This is a genomic window from Paenibacillus sp. FSL K6-2524 (genome assembly GCF_038005525.1).
GTDB lineage: Bacteria > Bacillota > Bacilli > Paenibacillales > Paenibacillaceae > Fontibacillus > Fontibacillus anaericanus.
In genome coordinates, this window is the sequence record NZ_JBBOSP010000001.1 from 2,458,974 (window position 1) to 2,481,851 (window position 22,878).

Sequence of the window (22,878 nt, forward strand, 5' to 3'; positions counted from 1 at the left end):
ACGTTAGGATAGGCGGTGAGATGATGAGTGGACATGGGATAGCTGAAATGGAGCAGGCCAGATTTACACGGCAGATTAAGCTGGTTGGCAAAGATGGACAGAGGAAATTGCAGGAAGCGACCGTAATGATTGCTGGTATTGGAGGACTGGGCGGAACTGCAGCTATTTATCTGGCGGCGGCGGGAATTGGACGGTTGATTCTGGCACACGAAGGTGAAATAGCTCTCCCTGATCTGAATCGACAAATTTTGATGGATTCTTCTCGGGTTGGAGAGCAGAGGATGGAAACCGCGATAGGGCAGCTTCAAAGATTGAACCCAGATGTCTGTATCGAAGGCTACCCACTGAGGATTGCTTATGAAACGGCAAGGCCATGGGTTGAGTCAGCTGATATCGTCATCGATGCTCGCTATGACTTTCCTGAGAGGTATGTGCTAAATAGCCTATGTGTGGACTGTCGTAAGCCGATGGTTGAGTCAGCTATGTACGGATTTGAGTTATCGCTCACAACGGTGGTGCCAGGAGAAACGCCTTGCCTTACCTGCATTTATCCGCATCAATCTTCTGAATGGGAGCCACTAGGGTTTCCTGTACTAGGGGCTACTTCTGGAATGGCGGGATGTTTAGCAGCGATGGAAGCCATTAAATATATAGCTGGTATCGGCGAACCTTTTCTGGGGGTTATGTACCGAATGAATACATTGAATTTACAGAGCTACAGCTTTGGTTTACAGCGTGATCCGAACTGTAGCTGCTGTGGAACTCTATAGAAAGGAGATGGGGAGTGTGAAGAGGCTTCGTATTTGTGACACTACGCTTCGGGATGGTGAACAATCGGCGGGAGTATCGTTCAATCGAAAGGAAAAGCTAAGTATTGCAACTCAGCTAGCTGAGTGTGGTGTTGAGCAAGCAGAGATTGGAATACCGGCGATGGGCAAGCGCGAGCAACTGGACATTTACGCTATTATGGATTTGAATCTTCCTATCACATTATTAACCTGGAATAGGGCGGTTATTTCCGATATCGACCGGGCTAAAGAGACGGGGGTGCCGTGGTGCCACATTTCAATCCCCGTCTCACTTCTTCAGCTTCAATCCAAGCTTGGATGGTCACAAGAACAAGGATTAAGAGGTATTCTAATGGCTGTCGAATATGCTAGAAATCGTGACATGATTGTGTCTGTTGGGATGGAGGACGCATCGCGAGCGAACTTGTCTTATTTGGTAGAACTCATCACATCAATACATCAGGAACAGGGAATTACTCGGTTCCGTTATGCAGATACAGTATCAATGCATCAACCGGTTGAGATGATGGGTCGCATTTCTGCTCTACTAGGTGAAGTAAGCTCAGAAATTGAGTTGGAAGTCCACTGTCATAATGATTTCGGACTGGCTACGGCTAATACTTTATGTGGAATTACAGCGGGTGCAGTATGGGCTAGCACGACAGTGTTAGGGTTAGGTGAACGCGCTGGAAATGCCGCACTTGAAGAAGTTGTAATGGCATGGTGCCATCTCTATGGTGGGGAGTGCGGAGTGAGAAAAGATGCTCTTCAAGCATTGGCAGAGACGGTAACAAAGGCATCAGGTCGTAGACTTCCCGAAGCGAAACCAATAGTAGGATCGCTTGTATTTACCCATGAATCTGGTATCCATGTTGATGGATTACACAAATGTGCCAGTACTTATCAAAGCTATGATCCAATTGAACTGGGGCGTGAGCACAAGGTGGTGCTTGGAACACATTCAGGAAAGAGTGCTCTTAGATATGTGTTGGACAAGGAAGGGATTAAACCTAATTCACTTATCTTCGATAAGCTACTGTACCGAGTGCAACGATATGCCCGAAAGCAGAAACGTAATGTGGACCTCGCAGATTTAAAACAGTGGTGGGAAGAAGAGTACCAGGGCACAGAGATAGCATCATTTTGAAATCAAAAGCAGCTATCTCACAAGTAGCAATACTACTTAGGGGATAGCTGCTTTTAGTATTTCTCTTATTTATAGAAATAAATTATTCTTTATAAGCGACAAAATAGCCACAATCAATAAGTGCATGAAGTGAAATCCATCGAGAAGAGGATTCTGATCCAGTAAGTACGTAAATGGCTTCATTGGAGTTTAATGAGGAATCTTCTGTCCATTTCTGATAGCCGTGTATAGGTAATGGGATGTTATAAGTGCGTTCCGCTCCGGAGGAGACAAAGACAAGTTTCTTACTAGCATTTAGAATGGCTTCGAAAGATTCCTTCTTAAATTTTAGGGATTTCTCCGTCATCCATAATATGTTGTCATAGGGATCGAACACTTTGGAAGTATATATGGTGCCTTCAGGTGACAGTCCTCTCTGGTTACTTCCAACTGCGAGCTCCGGGGCATGGTATTTAGCAGCTTGTTTGTCCCAGCTTTCTTTACTTTCCGGTAGAAGTTCCCCGGTTAAGGCATCCAGAAATTGAATCGAGTTTGCTACGCTCGGTTTGACTTTCCATTCTGCAAGAACCGGACCACCGTATAAAGGTACTGCATTTTCGTTAGTTATTCCTTGTTTGGAGATTCCACTAGCCTTGAGAGCGGACTCTAAGTTGGAACGAACGTATAAGGAATCGGGACCGCTCCCGTACTCGACGAGCTTGTATTCGTTATTTTCTGTAGAAGAAATGATGATATAACCGGGTGGAGCGTTCTTCTCTGTCTTCACAGTAACAAGCCAACTGCGTGTCCCTGGACCGAGTGGTTCAATCACATAATCTGCGTTTTTCCAAGAAGTTAATGGTTCACTTAAGGCTAGTTGTTGGATCACTTCAGCTGTATATTGGCGTAGATCTTCGGGTGCTGTGTCTGCTCGTTTCGTGGTTTGAGAAACATTTGCCTGTACGGGAATTGCTCCTGCTTGAAATTGGAGGACAACAGGCAGGAGTAGGGCAGTACACACCAATGTTTTTACTAAAATTGAAGTCGGCTTCCAGATGTTCATGTCTCTACACCTTCATTTCATTGGAATGGTATATGGTATCCATCACAGCATTAAAAACTGCTGAAGCTCGGACCGCTTGTCCATTGTATTGGAGACAGCTCAAAAATGGTGTTACAACGTGTCGGGTTCGGGCAGGTTATTCTGCTTCTATTTTTGCGATCTTTTAGCGAGCAGGGTCAATTCATGGTTACCACGGCGAACGTAGATGAAAGATGCCGTAGTTTACGGTAGATACGACAATTCTCGGCTGGTATTGCCAGCGGATTTCTCCCTGTCTAGATTCGAATTGCTCTTGAATGGCCTTATTTTGTTCTTCGTCAGGTTGTTCCAACAGATCTCTATAGTAAGACTCAATGAGTGTAAGCTCGTCCTGAAGACGTTCGGAGGCTTCTTCAGCCCAGCTATGATCATATGACTCGACTTTGGTTCTTAATTTAGATTCCAGAACATCGCGGCCATCCGCGAGAGATAATCTTGAAGGTTCAATGTGAATATTCTCGGGTACACGTGGCATCCAGTTTTTATCTAATAATTTTGAATTGAAATCTTCATCCACCTTGCCATTTAGTAAGGATATTCCGTAGAAATGCAATTCCTCGCGTTTCACATCACAGGAAAGTTCAACTTTGAAGCAGACACCAAGCCAAGGTTCGTAGGCAGCTGGGAGCAAAGTCATTCGCTGCTTTTGTCCAGGGTCTTCAAATAAGTAGACGCAGCGCCCCGAACGCTGAGCAGCAGCAAAGATTTGTTTAAGCCTGGGACTACCATAGGTTAACTCCTCACGCTGAATTCTGCCGGGTCCAAGTATAGGTAGGGGGCGAACCACCCCAAAGTACCTTCCGAGAATGCTGTCTTCCTGTGGTTGTGCATTTACTGGTGTTTCAATAGGATTAGAGGCTTCTCCCTCAGCAGCAATTCTCGAAGTTCGTTCTGACTCTGCTTTGGTTTGCCGATCGAGATCGGCCTGATGCCTCTCAGGATCAAAGATGAAAGAGAATGACATGGTCTCAGGTTCAGCTCCAGTGCGCTCAATAAAACCCCAATAATAAGGGCGATTCGTCAAATCACGATCCGCTTGGGGTGATAGTTTTACGGTGACGTGGGAGGGTGATTTTTCGATAATTTGACACTCTGTCGTTTCTAAATAAGTCATGACAAATTTCTGGATTTGCTCCGTTGTCATTGTCAATGTATGTTAACCTCCTAGCAATTGTTTGAAATCGCTACCATTATCAGTAACGGATAATTCCTCATTATCCAACTCATTCTTGATGGAATGAATGCTACGGCCAAGGGAATCCACGCGACTGGCAATTTCTTGGTCATCTTGAGATTCCAGTAGTATTTTATAGATGCTTTTTTCCAAAGATTCTTTTTTCTCGAAGCGCTCTAAAATCACGTCGAGTTGACCGATTACCATCTCAAACATGTTGATCTTCTCGTGCAGAAGATTGAGAATATGCTCCTCAATCGTCCCTTGGGTGGATAGGTTGTAAATCATGACATCATGCTCTTGGCCTAATCGGTGTATACGTCCGATTCGCTGTTCTACGCGCATAGGATTCCAGGGTAAATCAAAATTGATCATCTGATGGCAGAACTGTAAGTTGATACCTTCACCGCCAGCTTCGGTGGCAATCATAACTTGAGTCCGTCCACGGAAGAGATCCATCATCCAATCTTTCTTTCCTCTGTTCATTCCACCACGATACGGAACTGCAGTCATATTACGGTCTCTGAAATATTTCATTAAGTATTCTTGGGTGGCACGGTATTCGGTAAAGATGATCACTTTTTCGTTCATTCCTTGAATGATCTCCATTGTTTTTTCAGCTTTACTATTCGTTTGAATGGTCTTAATGATGTCTACGAGTCCCCATATTCTTTCCCGAAGCGGAGAATCTAGAGGTAATTTCTTTGATAAATTAACGAGTGTTACAAACACGGCATCCCGGCTACTACACACTTCGCGTTGAAGAGTGATAAGTGAAAGCATACTACTAAGATTACCACCAGCCGCCTGATATTGATCTCTGACAAAGGAAGTGACGCCATCGTATAATTTCTTCTCTTCATCAGAAAGTTCAACGTGAACATTTCGAACGATCCGCTTGGTGAAATCTAGTTCGCCGTCACCACGCCGATTGCGAATCATAACTTTAGCGAGCTCACCTTTCAATTGACCTTCGTTCTTTGGAATCCGTTTATCGACGACGAAATTAGCCGAGAAATCATTCGATCCTCCGAGTTGACCTGGTTTGAGTAGATTGATAAGATTGAACAATTCGCCCAGATCGTTCTGCACTGGAGTAGCGGTAAGTAGTAGACAGTATTTTTTTCGTAGTTGTAACATGAATTGATAATTAGTGGTCTTCTTGTTCTTGAGTTTATGTGCCTCGTCAACGATAACCATGTCGTACTCACCATTGATTAAAATATCTTTGTGAGGATTGCGTTTGGCTGTATCCATTGAGGCTACAACAATGTCATTCTGCCAAGAATACTCCTTTTTCTGCGCAACGGCTGGAATACCGAATTTCTGATTTAACTCTCGCACCCACTGGAGAACCAGTGAGGCGGGTACAAGTATAAGCACTTTGCGTACTAGGCCGCGAAGGAAGTATTCTTTCAGAATCATTCCGGCTTCGATTGTTTTACCAAGACCAACCTCATCGGCTAGTATGGCGCGGCCCCGCATTTCGAATAATACTTTACGTGCGGTTTCGGTCTGATGTGGTAATGGAGTCACGTTCTGCAGATGTTGAAGACATAGCATCTCGTCAAAACTAGTGACCAGTGAAGCAGTCTCTGCTTGTGCAGCTAGGTTGAATAACTTCCAATCGTCCCAAGGGCCGCCTTTATTTAGGCGAGTTTCGAGATCTTCGAACCAGCTATGATCGAATTCAACAGAAACTGGGATCGGACTTGTCGAATTTACAGCAGGTCTTGGGGGATGAGGACACATGGTAATAAACCTCCATTAGTAATTGCGTATTCTTGCAGATGTAGGTGTAGTATGGACGAAAAAGAGGAAGTTCATAACTTTAAAGATTTCCAGTGTCTAAGGTAGGGATTAATTTGTCGAATTTAAGTATGTTTTTTTCTCAAAACAGGCTGTAATATCGATATGTAGTATAGTATAATAGTACTCGCACACAATATATGGTGATCTTTATTTATTGTTAAAATACTTATAGAAACTTAAACGCATGCAATCACAGAGTTAGTTTTGATACAAAATCAGACTCATGATGCAACGCTCACAAAACTTAGGCGTATGCTTTCGGAGTAGTTTTGTTACGAAGATTACTCAGGAAGTAACGCTCACAAAACTTAGGCGTATGCTTTCGAGGTAGTTTTGTACGAAGATTACTCAGGAAGCAACGCTCACAAAACTTTTAGGAGGGTGTTTTTTTTGAATAAACAGCAGAAGCAAAAATTAGAAGGCCTAAGTGAGAAAATCTTCTTGGACCGTTACGCTTGGAAAGACGCTGATCCAAGTCATGCAAAGGTAGGGGACGTTGTTCTCGTACTTACTAAAGATGATCCGAAGTTTCCGACAAAGGAAGTTGGGGAAATCGTTGCTCGCGAAGGACGTAAGGTTACCGTCAAGACTCGCCAAGGCGAATTGGTGGAATCTGATGTAGAGAAGCTGACGCTGAATATAGAGAAAACACCTGAGGAAATGTGGGATCGTCTGGCTACCGCTATAGCATCAGTTGAACAAACCCCAGAACTTCAGAAGGATTGGGAAGAGAAGTTCCGTTACATTTTGGATGATTGGAAATTAGTTCCGGGTGGACGAATCGCTGCAGGTGCAGGAGCGAGCGATGAATTGACCCTATTTAACTGCTATGTCATTCCTTCACCAAAGGATAGCCGCGGGGGAATTATGGAAACTTTGTCAGAAATGACGGAGATTATGGCTCGTGGTGGTGGTGTAGGGATCAATCTTAGTTCGCTCCGTCCTCGCCGTGCCATAGTAAAAGGCGTGAATGGATCTTCTAGCGGTGCGGTGTCATGGGGTGGATTGTTCAGCTACACGACAGGCCTGATAGAGCAAGGTGGAAGCAGACGTGGTGCACTAATGCTGATGATGAATGATTGGCATCCGGATATACTCGATTTCATCACGGTCAAACAAAGTATGGGACAAGTAACGAATGCAAACTTATCGGTCTGCGTAAGTAACAATTTTATGAAAGCTGTCAAGGAGGACCTCGATTGGGATCTCGTCTTCCCGGATACAACAGAAGAGGATTACAACGAGGTATGGGACGGCGATCTCGATAAATGGAAGGCTGCGGGTCGCAAGGTAGTTCATTATCGTACAGTTAAAGCACGTGAGATCTGGCATACGATTATTGAATCTGCTTGGAAATCGGCCGAGCCAGGCGTTGTATTTATGGAGTATTACAACCAAATGTCTAACAGCTGGTACTTTAATCCGATCATCTGTACAAACCCGTGTGGAGAACAGGGTTTACCTGGTTGGGGTGTCTGCAATCTGTCAGCTATTAATTTGTCTAAGTTCTATGATGAAGAGAAACACGACATTGATTGGGATGACCTAGCGACAACAACACGTTATTCCGTTCGTTTCTTGGATAATGTTATTGATCGTACTCCTTATCACTTCGAAGAAAACAAGGAAAATCAGAAGAAAGAACGACGCGTTGGTCTGGGAACAATGGGGCTCGCTGAACTGATGATTAAATTGCATATACGTTATGGTAGCCCTGAATCATTAGAGTTTTTGGATAAACTATATGGATTCATTGCCAAAGAAGCCTACCTAGCCTCCGCTGAGATAGCGGAAGAGAAGGGAGCATTCCCAGCATTTGAGGCTGATCCGTATTTACAAAGTGGATTTATGAAAGTACTCTGCGAAGCGTATCCTGAAGTTGGCGAAGCTGTGCGTGAGAAAGGTGTCCGTAACGTAACGCTCATTACACAAGCACCGACAGGTAGTACAGGCACGATGGTGGGAACTTCTACAGGAATTGAACCTTATTTCGCTTTCAAATATTATCGTCAGAGTCGTCTTGGTTTCGATGAGCAGTTTGTACCGATTGCTCAAGATTGGCTAGATGCTCATCCAGGCGAAGAACTTCCTGATTATTATGTAACTGCGATGAATCTATCGGCTAAGGATCACATCCGTACACAAGCTGCGATTCAGCGTTGGGTGGACAGTTCAATTTCGAAAACAGCGAACTGCCCAGCGGATTTCACAGTAGAAGAAACGAAGGAACTCTATGAGTTGGCATTTGACCTTGGTTGTAAAGGGGTAACTATCTATCGCGATGGTAGCCGTGATGTACAGGTATTGCAAACAGAGAAGAAGGAAGAGAAGGCTGCAGTGACTGAGGTTCCTTCTACGGATGAAGTTGCAGAACAAGCTCAGGTAGAGAACTTCACGCAATCATTATCTGTGAATACAGAGGTTGATGATAAAGGAGCGTTAGATAAGCAATATAAAAAACGTCCTCAAGTTCTCCGTGGGGCTACGTATAAAATCAATACTCCGTTTGGTATGGCGTACATTACCATTAACGATCTGGGTGGTATCCCGAGTGAAATCTTCCTGAATGTTGGGAAGGCAGGTTCAGATGTATTCGCTATGGCGGAAGCTTTAGGGCGAGTGTGCTCATTGTTCCTACGCTATGGCGATCATGGTCACAAGGTAGAATTATTGATCAAGCATTTGAAAGGTATTGGGGGATCCGGAGCGATTGGATTTGGTGTGAATCGTGTGGAGTCCATAGCTGATGCTGTGGCCAAAGCGTTGGAAACTCATGTGCAGATTGGACCTCATGCAGATCATGACTCCGCACCTGTAGCGGCTACAATTGATCATCACGAAGATCATGCTAATAACTCAGTAGGAAACTTCCAGGGAAGTGGGATAAATACTTCTCGTGATTTGTGCCCTTCATGCGGTGGCGCATCACTTATCAACATTGAGGGCTGTAAAACATGCAGCAACTGCGGATTTAGCAAGTGCTCGTAGGTGTGTGTGTGGTGTCATAATTAATGAGAATTTTTTCATAATTAGTGAGAATGGATTTTCATAATTTATGAGAAATGTATAAATATGCACCGATATTCATTTATTATAGGAAGAATCTAAAATTACAGCACTAAGTCGAAAAAGCTATACAATTGACGCTGATAACGTAAACCCTTAGAAAAATTATTGTGAGTTTATAAAGGAAGAGAGTTCAGTACTTTTTTTACAATGAAGATAGTGCATAATGAGACCTAAATAAGCTGAATCCTGTATAGGTACAGGATTCAGCTTATTTCCTAGTTTATTTGGGGTTAGGATGATTAATAACATAGTTTCAGAGCAGTAACTGCTTATTGATTTCTTCAGGTAGCATAATAAATATTTATAAACTAGAAATCCAGATAATTACTGGGATAAAGTGTTAACAAAACCTTGATCGGCAGTATGCCTTTCAAGGTTCCTTTTCTGATACTGAATTCAAAATGATGATTTATTAATGTGATGACACAGAACTTTGTGTAAGCCGATAATTACCTTCCCTTTCTCATGATCATCTGCATAGGTATGACAAAAATTCCTGGGTTAGAGTAGGTCTCAGTTTACTGATGCCCTTTTTCCAGAACTGGATTGAATTAAATGAATCTCTGGATATATATGTTTCAAAAAATGTACTTGTGGAAGAATTGGTGTTGACGGAGGATTGGTTTATTTAAAACGTAGTATTAAATAGAAAATTATATGTAGAATTGCCGGAGTACATATATGGAATATTCTAGAGTGATGTATAAGGTTGCTGATGTAAATGGAGAAGTACTTCGGGAAGATTTTTAGTACAAATAGTATAGTTAGCTTCTAATAGTTCGTTGATTTTTGGAATGTAACATGGCATAGTTAGTACACATTACAGCCATACAATCTCGAGTAATTGACTTACAAAAAAATTGGTTATAGTCCGATATCAATCGCTCCATTTTCTTGTATCATATGTGCCATTTGTATATATTTCGAGATAATTCTATCTGTTTTAAGACGAGTATGAGCCATAATAGACTGTTCACTTTTTCCTGTCATAGCTGCTGAAACAACAAATCCAACTCTAAGGCTGTGACTTGAATAAAACTCTTCATTAAACCCTGCTGCTTTTACATATTCTTTTAAAATCAGGGAAATCGCTTTATCAGAAAGTCTATTTACATACATTTGTCCATGACGATTTATAGAGCGAAATAAAGGTCCCATTTTAATGCCCGAGTTCTTTATCCAGTCTTGAACAGCTTTAACGGGACATGTATTACGACAAACTCCATAGGGTATAACGACTGTTTCCCCAGCTTTTTTTTGATTGGTTATGGATTTTCGCATTTCAATTAATAGACCAGTATCATTAAAATGAAGATGCTCTACATCAATCGCAACTACCTCACTCCTTCGAAATGCACCTGAAAACCCAATAAGTAATATCGCCTTATCACGAGACCCTTTAAGGTTATTAGGCAACATGTTTAGTATACTTTTGAGCATATCAACATGAAGGGGATGCTTACCAATTTCTTTTATACCATAAGCCCTCCGAATACCTGCTATAACCATTCGTACTGTTAGAGTTTTAGGACTACAGTAACCGGCAACAAAGTGTGCCTGGGAGATTGCACTCATTCTCCTAGTAATAGTACTAGTTTTATATCCACTTAGAGCTAAAGTTGTAATATAAATTGCATATGCCTCATCATTAACCGGTAGTGAATCATACCCATTTTTACTACACCAACTGATAAAATGGTTCCAATCCGTTTTATATCCTTTTGACGTATTAGTAGCTTTAATTTGAAAAACACTTTCTTTTCTCTCATCAAGAATCTCATTAATGACAAGTAATGCGCTATTAATATCTGTCCTATTCTGATCAAGGTCATTATTCATTAATCCAGCCTCCATCTATATAGTTATTTCAAAGTCTATTTTCCTTTAGGCTAAGAACTTCTTAATAAAGAGAAAAAATTAATTTGGTTTAATCATACGAAGTTTTTATTTCCATTAGAAACAAGGTCTTTTTAAGTAATTCAGTAAAATCATTTTTATGTTCAACCACATCTGGAAGATTATGTGTGTTTTTCATTTTTATATAACAGGCAATCTCATGACTCAGTATCATAAACTGGTCTCTATTTAACTCATTCATTAAATAAATTAATGTGTTATTAAACATACCATCATCTAATTTTTTCAATAGCTTATGAAAGTTTCTTGGCCAATTAGTAAAATACCCATATACTTCTTCCAACAATTTATGGAGCAGTAAAGTATCTTTTAAAAATACCCAACTATTAGTTTTAACCTTATTAAGGTCTAATATACATTTGGAGAAACGCAGCACTATTTCAATAGCAGCATCAACTGTTAGTGAACATAAAAGAGTGGTCTTAGCATCATTATTTTTTCTATCCATCATTCGTGAATACAAGTATGTATTGTGATTTTCCATTTTTTGTTTTACATAAATAATATTCATTAGTCGGTAGTCTCTACCACATTTACAAAAAAGTAGTTCAGTACTCAGACTTCTAATTTTCTTACCACATATACAATGACTTAACATTAAATAGTTATGTATATGACAAGTTGTATATCCAATAAGACCCCATATTTTTCTGTGATAGGGGCCTTCCTTCAAACATTGTGGACAAACTCTAATTGAATTGATCAGTAAACCATACTTACCCACAAAAGCATTATTCATACACAATGATATAATTTCTTCGCTTAAAAACAATTCTTTAATTTTTTTTTCAGATAATAAATCAGTGAGTTTTAATAATTTATCTTGATTAAACATCGGAATATATTCAAACTTTTCGGCTTTGTATTGTTTTATATAGGAGATTTTTTTATATCCATTACACTGTAATACTCGACTCAAATAACTATCTATTGTTTCTTCTGTTTTAGGTGATGGACTAATCAAAAATTTTCTGTTTAATAAGTTCATATATATACTCCTAAGTTATATATTTTAGATAACATATTATTTCAAGTATTAAAGATTTATTTATAAGAACCGAGGGGAGACCCCCTTATGACTAACTTATAAAGAAATCAATAAATTCCCATTTTATATAATTAATTTTAATTAGATTAACTATGATAATAGGAAATACTGATTGTACTGTAACCCAAAGAGATCCGACCAGTTTACCTTAAAATTGACTGCCTAAGTGTACATGTTTTTTGGATTTATGAGTAGCAAGCACCAATCAAAAACTCACCATTATGTGACAGTTACTTCATACCTGTTTACTTACTGTGAGTTTATTATTGGTGTTTCTTTAGGTTTATATAACATAAATATGACAATAATTTATCATAAATTCTGAAAACATAGGAGCTAAGTAATGACATACAAACCAGCTCGGGAAATTAGACCAAAACGCAAAGGGTATCGCGGTAAAGAGCCCTTTTTAAAAACTGGAGATATGATCCATTGGGATAGCTTTCTTGAACGGAATTTTATTCGTTTAGCTGACTTTGATCAAGAGATTCAGGAGATTTATCATCAACCAGTCTGTATTTACTACACTGTAAATGGAAAAAAGCACAGATACTATCCAGACTTTAAAATGATTTCGCAAAATAATCGTGTCACTATTGTTGAAGTTAAAACTGAGCGTTTCTTCAATAAACAAAAGAATATTTTAAAATACGAAGTTGGTAGGAGATATTGTGAAGAAATGGGGTGGGATTATAAAGTTTTTACTGAGAGAGAAATAGACCCGAAATATTTGCAATGGAACCTTTCATTGTTGAGACATCTTGGAACCCGAGATGTTTCAGAACAAATAATGAATCAAATTGCTGCAAAAGTGGAAGAGATGTATGAATTGCATTTATTTGAATTAAGGGAAGCTTGTGAGGATATCGAAGAAGAATCTTTTTATGCTGCTGTTTACCAACTAATTTATCTGCAAGATATCCAAACAGACCTGGTTAATTATAAAATTTCCGACGATTCTTTTTTAAGAATTAATTGAGGGGGAAATAATAGATGTTTGCTGATTTTTCTTACGGTACTCGATTTCAAATTGGTGAAACTGAATATGAAGTGCTACGTCAAAGAAATAATGAATTGGAAGTTTTAAATTTAGCTTATGACTGTAAAGAGCTATTTTCGCTTAAAGAATTATTGACCGCTTATAATGAAAGGCGAAGTGATAAAAGGTTATATTTAAGACAAGAGAAGGCAGATAAATCTGAAATCGAGTATGACAAAGATGATTATAGTTCAGAAGAGAAAGACGTGATGGACAAACGATACTTGGTCATAGAGCCCTTTATTAAAGGAGAACTTCGGCCGTCAGAGGTAAAGAAATATATAGAGAATTATCCTATTGAGAATCGACCCAAAGGTTCTCTATCTCTAGCATCATTCTATAGATGGGTAAAACTATGGTATAAACGCAGATACAAATTAGATTTAATCCCAAGAAAAACGGGACCAAAGGATCATCGGGTCTCTGATGAAGTAATGAAAGAAGTATCAACTATTATTTTTAAATATGGTAAGCAAGCTGAATACATAACTACAAGAGATCAGTACCATATTTTGGATTGCAATTTGGTTGATATAAATATCACTAGAGATACAAAAGAAATTCTAAAGACAATTTCTGAATCTACTTTTAGAAGATTGCAGAAGAATAATGTTGATTCATACGAGCGTGATAAAGTAATTATGGGTTTGAGTCAAGCTAATCTTAAGCATAGTGGTGTACATTCAACAACTAAAGCCACTCGTCCATTAGAAACTCTAGAGCTCGATTGGACTCCAATTGACTGCTTGATTGTGGATTTTGAGTTGGATGAAACTTTTCGTCCTATTCTTATGTATGGTGTTGATCAAGCTACTAATGAACCGATGGGCTTTAATATTATTTTCAAAGCTCAACCTAATGCTGGTGATTGGAAGCAACTAATATTACATTGTATACTTCCTAAAACAGGATTTAAAGAGAAGTATCCAAAAGTTGAGAATGAATGGTCAGCTTATGGTGTGCCACAATCTATCTTATTAGACAACGCATCGGTAAATGATTCTAAAGAAGTTGCAGAGGTTTGTGCTGCATTAAATATAGGCCTTCGTTATGCTGAAGTACAAGCTGGTCATCAAAAGGGGGCAATAGAACAAGCACTCGGAAATTTAAATCATAAGGCATTTCAAGGTTTAGTAGGTTCACTTTTTTCTAATACAAATGAGAAAGGGCAGTACAATGCAAAAGCTAAAGCTACAGTGGATATAAAAGGGTTATATCATATTGCTTATATTGCGATTGTTGACTTAGTTGCTAATAACTACAATAGAGGAGAAAACGTTAAAGGTGTACCTGAGCAGGTTTGGCAAACTGGGATAATAGAAATGAAGGTACATCCTCGCCTTCCATATAAACGAGAATATTTAGAATTGATATTCTCTACTGATAGTACAACACGTGTAATTGTCCCGAGAGGTATTGAACTAATGGGCCATTTCTTTTTTAGTGAAGAATTAAATGAATTAAGGAAGAGACTGGAGAGAGAAGGGAAGAGCCGATCAGTATGTGTTCGATATGGTTCAGATATGAGGGTAGTTTATGTCAGAGATGAATACAACAAGAAATATATTGAAGCTTGTATAAAAAATGGTGGGCTTGAAAAGAAGAATATAGATAAAGAATATCCTGTACATGCTGAATTATTGGCTTATCTTACAAATAAAAATGGCAAAGAATTCAATGAATTTGACACAGCTCATCTTGGGAGAGCTAGACTTGCAATTGAGGAAATTCAAGAAGAATGCAAACTAGAATTCAAAGGAGTTAAGAGAAGAAAAAGACGTGAACAAGCTGCACAAGAGACATTAGTCAGCGCAATGAAAGGGGTCCCCAGCCATCAAATACCTGGAATTACTGAAAGTATTAACATTATGATTATTAAAGATCAAGATAATAAAGGTAGTATACCAACTTCAAAATCTGTGAAGAATAGTAATTATGATATTATTTTGGACCCTAAACCAGGAGAGTTATATATTGATAATGTTGATTTAGAGTCTTTTGCTAATAGTTGGGGTACAGGACGAAAGGATGGTAAGTAAATGGAATTTGAACGGTTAAATGGAGTAGCGCAAAATAGTGACGAAATAAAACGACGTGTTGAACATGTCAAAGGCATCATTGTCCACCACCCTAAATATGAGCAACTTCTTGAAGAATTGGAAATGATGTTAGTTTTATCTGAAGGGTCTGTAAGTCCAGAAGGATTATATATTTTTGGACCTACCGGTGTTGGAAAGAGTACGGTAACTACAGAATTTACTGATCGTTACCCGAGAGAGATTGTGAAAAAGGAGGATAAAGAATTTCCGCGTATACCCATTTTGCATGTACGAGTTCCACCAAAAGCAACGCCGAGAATGCTTGCATCGAAAGTGCTTGAAATTATGGGAGATCCGTTTCATCATAAGGGGACAGAGAGTGAGTTAACAAGTCGTATACATCATTTTGTGAGATCATTAGGTATTAAAATGATTATCCTAGATGAATTTCAACATTTAATTGATGCAGATACCGATCATGTGTTAGCAACGGCTTCTAATTGGGTCAAGACCTTCACAGAAGAAATAAGAATTGCCGTGGTATTATGTGGAATGCCTGAGTCAAATAAGGTTTTTATTAGAAATGGGCAACTGGATCGAAGATTCTGCAATAAAGTAGAATTAGAGCCGTTTGCCTATGGTACTCCTGAGGAGATTATTACTTTCCGAATTTTTTTAAAGAAGATAGATGGACTTCTTCCATTCGCGGATTCTGCTAATTTAGCTGATCCCAGGAAAGCCGATAAAATTTACTATATTTCAAAGGGGATCCCTTTTTATGTAATGAAACTATTAGAAAATGCGACTTTCTTTGCTGTAAAGGCAGGGGATGATCAAATTACTGAATCCCATATGGCTAGAGCTATGTTGAAAATAAAACAGGTAGCAAGGCCATATGTTGTTAATCCATTTACTGATACTAACTTTGGCTTAGAGGCAGTTATCAGAGGTGAAACGGATGCAATGACTAGATATAAAGAAAAGCTGATGATTAAAAAAAGGAAACCAAAGAAGTCCTCTTAGAATCGAGATTCACATTAAATGTATAAGAACAGTATCTCTATAGCCCTATGTACATTTGTTTTTACTATACGAAATGGTAAATGGCAGCCAATTGTGGCTGCCATTTAATTTTTATCGAACATTTCCGATAATATGTTTTTTGCTTTTCTAACATTACTTGGGGTTAACGAGAGAAGAAGATTTAATATCTGTTCTACATCATCTGATTTATCGGTTGTTTGCCTGCTTAACCTTGTATAAGTAAATAGATCATAAACCCCTACATTTAAGGCATCCGAAATCTTTGCAAGATTCAATACGGATATGTTTTTTTCAGCTCGCTCTACTCCACCGATATAAGTATAGTGAAGGTTAGCCAGCTCTCCTAATTGTTCTTGAGAAAGGCCTCTCTCTTTTCGTAAATCACGTATACGTTCTCCGATTAATTTTAAAATTGTTCCAGACATTAGCCACACCTCTACTTGAAAGTGTAGACAACATGATTGAATAGAAACATCACATAAAAGATAGTATTAAAATAAAATTACTATTTATATGTATTATTAATCTATCTTTTGGGGAAAATAATATTAATAGATTAATAGGAGGTAATTATAGTGGAAAAATTAATTGATTTATTTCCTTCCGATCAAGCAGAAGTAACAGAGAATGGGATATTATTTAATGGAATCATTTATTCCTGTAGCATCGCAATACGTGACCAATGGTATTTGCAAGCAAGCTACTTATCACGAAAGATTCCGATCTTTATTGATAACTATGATGATGAGTACATTTTATTATTGTTGAATGATGGTAGCTTAACATTAGCATACCGTATTTTAGAAAATGGGGGTGCTGATGAGTTAAGTAATAAAAACTATCAAGAGGTAATTAGATCTCTAAAGCGACAATTAAAGAACAGAACAAAAAGGCGCTAATGATAATGAAATCCCATTATCAGCCACTTCTTATCCGACCCTCTATCTATCACAACGAGAGTCTTTCAGGATTTCTTTATCGTTTAGCACACTGGAATGGCTATTTCTCTGTTTCTCACCTTAATTCCCGACTTGGGTTGTCAGTTTATGAATCACAAAATAATGAATTTAGTGGAAAAGCAATGGAGAGGTTGGGGGAACTGGTTTTTAAAGAAGTTGACATGCTAGAAAAGCACAATGGTCATTACCTTCAAAATAAATTTGGAATTGAATTTTATAAAAAAAATATCATGAAAAACAAAGTTAAATATTGCCCTATTTGTATAAAAGAGAACTATTTTCATCAGTTTATCTGGAACATACTTCCCGTTCATTTGTGTGGCTATCATCATGTGTTATTAGTTGATTCTTGCCCTAAATGCAACAGTCGGATAAGTATGGGGTCGTTCATGAACGGCTCTTGCAATAGATGTTTATTTAGTTTCAAAGAAACAAATATTATATCAACAGTTAATGACATATTATTGGAATCTCAAAAACAAATTATAGAAGGGTTTCGGGACAAGAATTTTCCGATTATTGATATATGTGATTTAGTTCATTTTTTTCAATTAGCCTATCATAGTTTTCATCTACTTATTGGGGCACAAGACTTTACAGGTTCTACACCAAATAATTTATTGGTTTTCTATAACCGTGTACAGGGGGAGAAAAGTGGGTTGAAGATGGCCATTGCACTTGCCAATGTTTATTGGATGTATCTTGATTTTCCAAAACGATTTTATTACATTCTTGATGTTTTCTTGTCTCGTAATCAAAAAATGCAACGATATGAACGGCTAAAAAAATTTGAACTTATCTTTAATAATTCTACTTTTCTATGGCTAAAGAAAGCGTATGTTTCATATTTTATCAAACAAATCGATGAAGGTTTCGTAAGGAAAGATTTTTCCGTTTTTAAAAGGGAACCAGAATTATTATTAAGAAGAAGCCGAGTACGAAGGGAAGAGGTCCGTCAATATACAGGTATTGCTTATTGCAAGCTTCATGAGTTGAGTGATTATAATGAACTCGAAATTGAAACGAAATTAACAACAGGAACAAATATATATTTGGTTGGAAAGTCGAAACTCGACGATTATTTGAATGTAAGGAAAAATTTGATCTCCAAAAAAGAAGTAGGATTGTTATTAGGAATCAATGTAACTTCTGTTCAAAAGTTAGTCGAGGCAAGCTACATAAGTCCAATTAAGATAGCCAATTCTCCAATCCAGATGTTTAATATTCAAGAAGCTAAAAAGTTAATCGAAAATTGTAGTGGTAGCATGGTAACAGAAGTAGATCCACCATTTTTAAGATTTCATGATGCGCTTATTAAATATTCCGTAAACAATTTAACTGTTGTTAAAATCGTCGAATTCACTTTATCTGGGATGCTAATGCCCTACCGCTTAACTAGTTTTGGAACTTTCGCTGATAATTATTATAGGGAAAACGAACTTCAGTCCTGTTTAGATTTAATAAAAAAAGAACGACAAAGAGAAAAAGGATTTTTTTTCAGTGATGTTATGAAGATGTTTAAAATTGGTGAGAAAAGGCTTTGGAGGATTCTAAAGGAACAGGATATTCAAGCGGATTTTACCCTATTAATGAAGGACGGTAGGAAAAGATATTATTTCAAAGAAGAGACGATCTTAAAAATCAAAGGAGTTATAACAGTAATGAAGGAGCTCGAGTAAATTAAGTTTTGATTCTAAAAAGAGTTTATTATAAATGGGGCATATATGGAGATAAGTGGAAAAGTAAACAACTTTAAAAACTTTGATTCGTAGTGAGTAAGAAACCTTGTGCTTAAAAATAAATGGGAATAATAATAAATCATTGGAGAGTTTGTAATAATTTAAACTATATAGCTACGTTCATTTGGAAATAAATAATCCTCTGTGATTTAGGTATTCTATCTGATGTTACTTATAAAGATGACAAATTAAGAAAGAATGCTGTGAGTGCTAAAGAATTGCTTTCTAAAAAGAATATCATTCGAATACGATACGACTTCATTGCTAGAAACACATTTGAAATATAAAGTTAAAGATGTTTATGAACAGATTAAATACGAAAAATTATTAGAGGTTGCAAAAATTGCTCTGGATAAATTAATTGAATTTTTGGCTAGAGGAATATCAATCGTCAGTTAGCCTGAAAGGAATGGAACCATTGCAACATCAGTCAAGGATGAAACTTTAGTAGTGATCGACGGTGTCCTGTAATCTTATATGCAACCGCCAGTCATGGTAAAAATGTAGTATCCTCGTTATGGTTTAAGGAGCATTGTGTTTGGAAATCCTGACACAGCTATAAGTCATACTTCAACTGATAAGTTTGATTAGGAATTAGAATACCTTATCAAACTAGAGTTGTTGGATATAAAAATTCAAGGATAAGTTAGCACTACCGGCTTAACTTGATATCAAAATATCAGTTCAATTCCCTTGTCAGGCGATTTTGAGAAACTTTAAGCGAGCTACAAAGATCAATCCATATCAATAAATGAAAAGTTCATCGAATTCGACATGGTTACTACATCCAACAGAGTAGGTAAGGCAGTGAATTGGACAGCTCAAACATTCATCATTTCGCCAGTGAAGGGTGTGTTCAAAGCACTGCATAATGTGATCACCAATTTTTTCGATTCATTGGAAGTATCCTTAAATTCTTATTAATTAGTGCAGTCGCAACGATAGGCTTGTATGTAGTGATGGTACATTTCTCTGATTCGTGCTTATCAGCATTTGAAATGGCATTTCAACATTACGAGGCGGTAAAAGGAATAGAGGTAGCTTTCTATGATGATGTATTGCAAATGATCAGGGGTAAAGCAGGGAAGTAGTAAATCAATATAGGATTATTAGTATGATAAAAGGCTTGACATTCTACACCAAGGGGGTACTCTTTCATTAATCAAACATAAGAAGGAGATGAAAATAAGTGGATAGAACAACCATAATCCCATTAATCCCTGGTCAAATTGATATCGTTACTTCAAAGGGTGAATTCAACTTTCAAGAGGTGCTAGACGATTTCGCCAATGCAGAGTCGATTTTCGTAACAACATATAACATTTCAGCACGTCGTAAGGAACTGATTCGCGCACTTGAAGCTGCGACTGACCATGCTGAGGTTCGTATTATTACAAATATCCCAAATCGATTCGAAAGGTATTACGGCGACTCTCCACGTGAACGTGCATCAAAAAGTATTGAGCGGTACACGCAACGACTTGATCCTTCAAACATTGAAAACTTAGCCACATCATTCAACTTCAGCAACCATTCTAAAGTAATTATGACTGAGAATATCGCTTACATTGGGTCAGCTAATTATTCCGAAGAGAGTGATCATAGCAGGGAGACAGGGGTCCTTATCCGTGGAAAGGATTTGGTTAGAGTAATTAGTGAGTATCTCCTCCCCATATTAATTGATGAAGGCATCCCCTACTTTGGTGGCATGTTGGATGATAAGAAGATCCTCCTTTCTTTTCTACTTTCAAGGTTGGAAGGTGCAGCGTCTGTTATTCGTGACGGGCTATTTACCTCTGTTGGTCATCCACTTGAAGATCAGGAGGTCTACAACATACACGATCCTTTTTTGATGAAGAGCGAATTAGAAGGTTTGGTTGAGGTGCTCGATGAGATCGAAGATGATTTGGATAACGAATTCCGTGAGGTTGCATGTTTGGAACATGTAGCAGATCTGGTCGATATAGATTCGTTTAACGCAATTCGTGCTCTTTGTGATTATGATACTCCAATTCATGAACTTGCAGAATTCGATTCAGTTGAGTATGCTTCAGATATTTTATCAGAACAGATGGTTCATAACGAAGACATGAATGATGCTTCTCAAGATGCCGTCGATAGTGCTGCAGAAAAACACTACGATTTGGCGATAGCAGCAGAAGAGCCAGTCAATGAGCTGTATAAGTACCTGGAACAAGTGAGAAATTCATTCCAAGTAGCAGTAAATGAGATAAAGCGGCTTGAAGGTCAACAGGCTACTATAGATAACACTTAGGGTAATAGAAAGGATATGAACATTCACAGGAAATCGGTTTATAATGATTGAGGTGAATAGTTCTAAAAAGGTAGTTCATATACGGTAAAAATACAGTAATGATGTCTTAGTAGCGGCTCTTTTATATAATACCATAAATTGTAAAATGATTGGGGGGGCAAGAGTTATGCTATCCGAACAAAATTATATAAAAATATTGAACTACTTTGAGAAGCAGTTATGGGAGGATAAAACAACCGAATCAAATTGGAATTATTATGGTCTAGTGTTAGATTGGTATTTTGATAACTCCGTCTTAAGTGTTGATTATTTGGATATTTTTGACTTTTTTGACCACAATGGCGGTTTTGGATTTGTTGATGACAAATATCTGTCAGAACAGTATGGTGACCTTCCTATTGGTAAGTGTTTGCAGGTTCTAGAGAATATTCTGAACATTCTTAAGCATTCTACAGTGAATAAGGAACAAAGCAATCATATGATTGAAATGGTTACTAAAGTTTTGAAGAGGGACAACGTAAAAGTTATTAATCGTGATATTGGATATCTATCTGTAATGCAAGATGATATCCTTGATTCTGGGTCATACTGTAACATAGTTCGTGTTAGGGAAGGGGTTCTAAGAAAGGAATTAAAATCTATATATCAGAGTGATGATAAGTTAAAAAAACGTATGAAGTATGAGTTTGAAAATACACAAAAGTTACAGGGATGCCCTGCAGTATTGAATGTATTTGATTTTGATCCCATAAGTCATTCATATCTTATGGAACAATGTGAAAAAAACTTGTATACATATTTGGAAGATGAAATAGATCTGTCTTTTGAAGAGAGATTAAAGATAATAATGGACATCTTAGCGGGAATGGCATTTGCACATGAAAAGTCAATTATTCACAGAGACCTACACTTAGGGAATATATTGAAGATAAGTAATGATTTTGTAATATCCGATTTCGGATTAAGTAAGGATCTGTCTATCGAGCGGAGCATGAAGTCATCTATCACGGAAAAAAATAATCATCTGTTTGTTGATCCTCTTGCAATAGGTGATTTCACAAAGCTTGATCAAAAAAGTGATATTTATTCTATTGGAAAGATAATTGATTATGTGTTCACACATAATGCTTCCGATTCAAATCATATTTTTAAGACAGTTGTCGAGCGTTGTATTTCTCGAAATAAAGACCTTCGATATGACTCAGCTCAATTTATTATTAAAGAAGTGGAAAGTATTTTAAGAAATCAAGATCAGGTAGAAAGTAAACAGAGTGCCATTAACAAAATACTGAACAGTTATTACGATGTACAGGTGCATGAGTATATCTTTGATTTAATAGAAACTGATAGAATCTCCAATTTTATAGTCGAGCACAGATTGTCATCATTTTGGGAACTTGTATTGCGATTTGAAATTGGTTATCAAGTCAAGATACTACAGTCCATTTCATATAATTATGTAGAAGCAACAGGGTATGGTGGTTGGAATAATTATGATATATTTGCTCAAATCGCGTATAACCTATGTTTGAACTTGGAAGATTTAGAGGTAAGAAAGCTTGCAAGAAGCATTCTTGAAGAATGTGCTGGTATAAGATACAATGCAAAGAACTTGTTAGATAAGTTGCTGGATTAATCAAAAACGTAGAAATCACTAATTACTAAATGGAACCAGCAATTTATAGGGATGAACAGTAGATAGACTCTTAACTCGAGTCACATCTTGCTGTTCTTTTTATTTTTATTG

General features: G+C 37.8%; 18 protein-coding genes. 12 read left to right on the top strand and 6 right to left on the bottom strand.

Features of this window, described 5'->3' with window-relative positions:
• Nucleotides 1-20 precede the first annotated feature (20 nt).
• Complete coding sequence (locus tag NST85_RS10985) at nt 21-770, top strand: HesA/MoeB/ThiF family protein (RefSeq protein WP_341189281.1); 750 nt, start codon at nt 21-23, stop codon at nt 768-770.
• Nucleotides 771-786: 16 nt separating this feature from the next.
• Nucleotides 787-1,935: a homocitrate synthase/isopropylmalate synthase family protein gene (locus NST85_RS10990; protein ID WP_341189282.1), complete on the top strand. Its 1,149-nt coding sequence runs from the start codon at nt 787-789 to the stop codon at nt 1,933-1,935.
• Nucleotides 1,936-2,017: 82 nt separating this feature from the next.
• Here NST85_RS10990 and NST85_RS10995 read toward each other — a convergent pair whose 3' ends face one another.
• From NST85_RS10995 to NST85_RS11005, 3 genes are all read right to left on the bottom strand, one after another.
• Nucleotides 2,018-2,977, bottom strand: a complete 960-nt coding sequence (locus NST85_RS10995; protein ID WP_341189283.1) for a hypothetical protein — start codon at nt 2,975-2,977, stop codon at nt 2,018-2,020.
• Nucleotides 2,978-3,164: 187 nt separating this feature from the next.
• On the bottom strand, nt 3,165-4,166 hold the full coding sequence (locus NST85_RS11000) for a YqhG family protein (protein WP_307393089.1): 1,002 nt from the start codon (nt 4,164-4,166) through the stop codon (nt 3,165-3,167).
• A gap of 6 nt (nt 4,167-4,172) precedes the next feature.
• The gene (locus NST85_RS11005) at nt 4,173-5,942 is read right to left on the bottom strand and encodes a DEAD/DEAH box helicase (RefSeq protein ID WP_127191904.1); all 1,770 of its coding nucleotides are present in this window, start codon (nt 5,940-5,942) and stop codon (nt 4,173-4,175) included.
• A gap of 450 nt (nt 5,943-6,392) precedes the next feature.
• On the opposite strand from NST85_RS11005, the gene NST85_RS11010 reads away from it, so the two are divergent.
• A complete protein-coding gene (locus NST85_RS11010; RefSeq protein WP_341189284.1) occupies nt 6,393-8,990 on the top strand; it encodes an adenosylcobalamin-dependent ribonucleoside-diphosphate reductase in 2,598 nt (865 codons plus the stop codon).
• Nucleotides 8,991-9,642: 652 nt separating this feature from the next.
• On the top strand, nt 9,643-9,720 hold the full coding sequence (locus NST85_RS29290) for a DUF7695 domain-containing protein (protein ID WP_445671177.1): 78 nt from the start codon (nt 9,643-9,645) through the stop codon (nt 9,718-9,720).
• Nucleotides 9,721-9,935: 215 nt separating this feature from the next.
• Here NST85_RS29290 and NST85_RS11015 read toward each other — a convergent pair whose 3' ends face one another.
• A complete protein-coding gene (locus tag NST85_RS11015; RefSeq protein ID WP_341189285.1) occupies nt 9,936-10,910 on the bottom strand; it encodes a site-specific integrase in 975 nt (324 codons plus the stop codon).
• 88 nt (nt 10,911-10,998) lie between these two features.
• Nucleotides 10,999-11,976 carry a TniQ family protein gene (locus tag NST85_RS11020; protein WP_341189286.1) on the bottom strand — a complete coding sequence of 326 codons (978 nt, stop codon included), beginning with the start codon at nt 11,974-11,976 and terminating at the stop codon, nt 10,999-11,001.
• A 403-nt stretch (nt 11,977-12,379) separates the two neighbouring features.
• Here NST85_RS11020 and NST85_RS11025 point away from each other — a divergent pair, with 403 nt between their 5' ends.
• The 3 genes from NST85_RS11025 to NST85_RS11035 are packed head-to-tail and all read left to right on the top strand — an operon-like array spanning nt 12,380 to nt 16,137.
• Nucleotides 12,380-13,015, top strand: coding sequence for a TnsA endonuclease N-terminal domain-containing protein (locus NST85_RS11025; protein ID WP_341189287.1), 636 nt, complete (start codon nt 12,380-12,382; stop codon nt 13,013-13,015).
• A gap of 14 nt (nt 13,016-13,029) precedes the next feature.
• Nucleotides 13,030-15,114, top strand: coding sequence for a hypothetical protein (locus NST85_RS11030; RefSeq protein WP_341189288.1), 2,085 nt, complete (start codon nt 13,030-13,032; stop codon nt 15,112-15,114).
• Nucleotides 15,115-16,137 carry a TniB family NTP-binding protein gene (locus NST85_RS11035; RefSeq protein ID WP_341189289.1) on the top strand — a complete coding sequence of 341 codons (1,023 nt, stop codon included), beginning with the start codon at nt 15,115-15,117 and terminating at the stop codon, nt 16,135-16,137.
• A 104-nt stretch (nt 16,138-16,241) separates the two neighbouring features.
• On the opposite strand, the gene NST85_RS11040 is transcribed toward NST85_RS11035, so the two are convergent.
• On the bottom strand, nt 16,242-16,583 hold the full coding sequence (locus NST85_RS11040; protein WP_341189290.1) for a helix-turn-helix domain-containing protein: 342 nt from the start codon (nt 16,581-16,583) through the stop codon (nt 16,242-16,244).
• A 150-nt stretch (nt 16,584-16,733) separates the two neighbouring features.
• On the opposite strand from NST85_RS11040, the gene NST85_RS11045 reads away from it, so the two are divergent.
• The 5 genes from NST85_RS11045 to NST85_RS11065 all read left to right on the top strand — a co-directional run bounded on the left by NST85_RS11045 (nt 16,734) and on the right by NST85_RS11065 (nt 22,767).
• A complete protein-coding gene (locus NST85_RS11045) occupies nt 16,734-17,057 on the top strand; it encodes a hypothetical protein (protein WP_341189291.1) in 324 nt (107 codons plus the stop codon).
• Between the two features lie 5 nt (nt 17,058-17,062).
• Nucleotides 17,063-18,796 (top strand): TniQ family protein, encoded by a 1,734-nt coding sequence (locus NST85_RS11050; protein WP_341189292.1) that lies wholly within the window; start codon nt 17,063-17,065, stop codon nt 18,794-18,796.
• A gap of 336 nt (nt 18,797-19,132) precedes the next feature.
• Entirely contained in the window at nt 19,133-19,255 is a 123-nt protein-coding gene (locus NST85_RS11055) for a hypothetical protein (RefSeq protein ID WP_341189293.1), read from the top strand.
• A gap of 790 nt (nt 19,256-20,045) precedes the next feature.
• Nucleotides 20,046-21,131 carry a phospholipase D-like domain-containing protein gene (locus NST85_RS11060; protein ID WP_341189294.1) on the top strand — a complete coding sequence of 362 codons (1,086 nt, stop codon included), beginning with the start codon at nt 20,046-20,048 and terminating at the stop codon, nt 21,129-21,131.
• A gap of 166 nt (nt 21,132-21,297) precedes the next feature.
• The gene (locus NST85_RS11065; RefSeq protein WP_341189295.1) at nt 21,298-22,767 is read left to right on the top strand and encodes a protein kinase domain-containing protein; all 1,470 of its coding nucleotides are present in this window, start codon (nt 21,298-21,300) and stop codon (nt 22,765-22,767) included.
• The last annotated feature ends 111 nt before the right edge of the window (nt 22,768-22,878 follow it).